The sequence below is a fragment of the Opitutales bacterium genome (assembly GCA_013215165.1).
Taxonomy (GTDB): domain Bacteria; phylum Verrucomicrobiota; class Verrucomicrobiia; order Opitutales; family JABSRG01; genus JABSRG01.
Genome location: JABSRG010000126.1, coordinates 1 through 2891, shown reverse-complemented (window position 1 = coordinate 2891; position 2891 = coordinate 1). Strand labels below are relative to the sequence as shown.

At 51.9% G+C, this 2891-nt stretch carries 2 protein-coding genes; one reads left to right on the top strand and one right to left on the bottom strand.

All coding sequences use genetic code 11. The features are described 5' to 3' along the window. The first annotated feature begins 198 nt into the window (after positions 1–198). On the top strand, positions 199–1038 hold the full coding sequence (locus HRU10_15245; GenBank protein ID NRA28588.1) for a mechanosensitive ion channel: 840 nt from the start codon (positions 199–201) through the stop codon (positions 1036–1038). Between the two features lie 194 nt (positions 1039–1232). On the opposite strand, the gene HRU10_15240 is transcribed toward HRU10_15245, so the two are convergent. Then, positions 1233–2630: a PDZ domain-containing protein gene (locus HRU10_15240; protein NRA28587.1), complete on the bottom strand. Its 1398-nt coding sequence runs from the start codon at positions 2628–2630 to the stop codon at positions 1233–1235. Positions 2631–2891: the final 261 nt, after the last annotated feature.

Here is a 2891-nt window from a genome sequence, read left to right as displayed (position 1 = left end):
ACTGACTTCCTTGATCGGAAGTCCGCCAAAGCCAACCACTTTTTAATTTTTTAGCGCATCCCTATGGGATGGCTGTGGATTAAAAATAGAAGTTCCAAGCCCAATCTAAGTCAAAGAACGACAACGACTTCAAACCCGGATATGGCAAAACCGAACTTATCTCCTTGTAAGCTCTGAGCGATACAATTGTGTCGCAGCATGAAAGACATCAAGACTGCTCTCGCTGAAAGTATCGACTACATCTTCGCTCTTGTTGCTGCTTACGGCGGCAAAGTGCTGCTTGCCCTGCTTGCCCTGATTGTCGGCCTCTGGTTCATCCGACGCATCGTCAATTTCACAAACCAATACTCAACCAAAACTGTCCCTGACAAGACCCTCGCTACCTTCTTGTCCAACCTAGTCAGTATCCTACTAAAAGTCCTGCTCGTCCTCAGCATCGCTTCTATTTTGGGCATAGAAACGACCTCATTTGTCGCGGTAATCGGTGCGGCAAGTTTGGCGGTCGGTCTGGCACTCCAGGGAAGTTTGTCCAACTTTGCTGGCGGGGTGATGATTCTCATATTCCGTCCTTTTAAAATCGGAGACTACATTGGTTCTCAGGGCTTGGAAGGTGAGGTGATCGATATCGGTATTTTCGTCACAAAACTCGAGACTTTCGACAAACGCATTCTCATCCTCCCGAATGGCCCCCTCGCCAACGGAAACCTCACCAACTACACAGCCAGCGAAATCCGCGCGGTGGAAATCTCCATAGGGATATCTTACTCCGATAATATTGCCGCAGGTAAAGAAGCCATGGAAGCAGTTCTGAAAGAGGACCCTCGTATTCTCCAAGACGAAGCCAACGTGGTGGCCGTCGTCGATCTGGGCAGTAGCTCCGTTGACTTCCTAGTCCGGGCTTTCGTCAAAACTGATGACTATTGGGCCTTCTTTTTCGACGCTCGACCCGCGCTAAAGACAGCAGTCGAAAACGCCGGCCTCACCATCCCATTCCCACAGCGCGACGTCCATATTTATCAAGAAGAGTCTGCTTCCTGATCTCCATTGCTTGGCCTAATACTGATAACTAACCTTCTCAGTCCTCTTAAGCAAAAGTTTCGCCGAGACACCCGACTGTTTGGCCAGGATAGAACGAGAATTTACAGAACCGCAAGAAGTCATAGGTATTTAACAAACACTACTCGTTAAAGTTGAAGACTAGTATGATGGCACCTAACGGACTCCAGCATAACCTACCGCTTGATGCGGAGAATTTGCGTCTCGCCGGCGCGGTCGACGAGAACGACGTATTCCTCCGCAGCTGGGGTTTCTTGAACTTGTTCGAGAAGGGTTTGGGCTGTCGTGTAGTCTGGGACCACGTCTCCGTTGATCTCAAGTATCCAGTCGCCCACTTGCATACCAGCTGAGTGCGCTGTGCTGTTTTCCCTGACAAAGCGCACCACCGCGCCCTCAGCTTCCCGGGTGTAGCTGCGGCGGCTAAAGCCGTCGGAAGTCAACTTGGGGCGAATTGAGAAGCCGAGTTCTTTGTAGTAGACGCGCTCTGCATCGCGAAATTGTCTCGGGCGCTCTAAGAGCGTTACTGTCAGTTCTAAGGATTCTTCTCCTCGCATGACCCCGAAGGTAGCGGTTTCGCCTGGAGCCAACGAAGATACGGTCATCTCGAAATCGCGGACAGTGATGTTGAGCGGATAGAATTTGCTGAGGGGCTCGCCGTCTACAGATACAATGATGTCTCGTCCTTCGAAACCCGCGGCTTCAGCGGCGCTGCCTTCGACAATATCGGTGATAACAATGGCACCCTGGTCGCCGAGGTTGAGGAACTCGGCCACGGCATTTTCCACCGGCTGCATACCGACAATCCCGAGCCATCCGGAAGGCGCTGTACCGGAGTCGAATTCGATTCGCTCCCAGTGCTTCATAACTTCATTTGCGAGCAACACGATGGAAGACTCATTTTCGTTAGTCAGGCTCGAAGGAAATGTGCGGCCAGCCATGCGAATGGTGTAGTTTTGAGCGAGTGCAGAGAGTCCCATGCCAATCCAGCGTCCCTCGGTGTCAAACACCGGGCCTCCAGGTGCCGCGACTTCATGTTGGGATACGTCGACTAACCAAGGTAGTTTGAGCTGGATGCCCTTGGTCGACTGGAGCAGGTAAGGAATATAATTGAGCGACTGAGGTTGAATGCCGATCCCCCACATGCGTTGACCCAACTCAAGTTCCCCGGATTCGAAATCTGTAATGCTGCGCAGCCGTTCGCGAAGCGCCTCTTCCACGACGATCACGTGCCATTGAGTGACGGGATCATAGCCGAGGTATGTCGCTTCGAAATCGTCTTCGCTGTTACCCGGCAGATACGCCTTGATCTCGACGATGTCGGAAGGTGGCACCCAGTTAGGGATGGCATTGTTAGCTAACAACACCTGGCCAGATCCCGCGTCCATGACGAGACCAGCGATGACTTTTGAACTGCGGTCCTCTTCGCTTTGAACAGAGTAATCGACGATCACAACCGTACCCAGGCGCTCATTGAGCATTCCCTGAAAATCAATTCCCTGAGCTCGGGAGCGGCAGTTCAAATAGATGATCAAGATGAGGCTCAGTCCGATGAGCCGAAAAAGAAGTCTCGCCATAGATTTCTAAGAAGTCCGAGCTCGGATTTTGTTCAAATCTTGATTTGGAAAATCAAGATTTCGTTGAGCCTGTGAGCTCCCAAAAAAAATTGCGGCGCCCCCCAGAATAACGGAGCCGCAATCAATAGGGGTGCAATTGAAACAGCGGGGAGATTGCCCCAACTGCCTCTGTTGTTGTTGAGCCGCTCTGTCGGCTCGCGGTTTGCGTATCGATTGGAACGACCGCCCAAGCAACAGGCCACCGGCGGCGACAAAGCACCG

Excerpts from the sequence above, each read along its gene's own strand:
- HRU10_15240 (NRA28587.1), bottom strand. The coding sequence starts at position 2,630 with ATGGCGAGACTTCTTTTTCGGCTCATCGGACTGAGCCTCATCTTGATC.
- HRU10_15245 (NRA28588.1), top strand. The coding sequence starts at position 199 with ATGAAAGACATCAAGACTGCTCTCGCTGAAAGTATCGACTACATCTTC.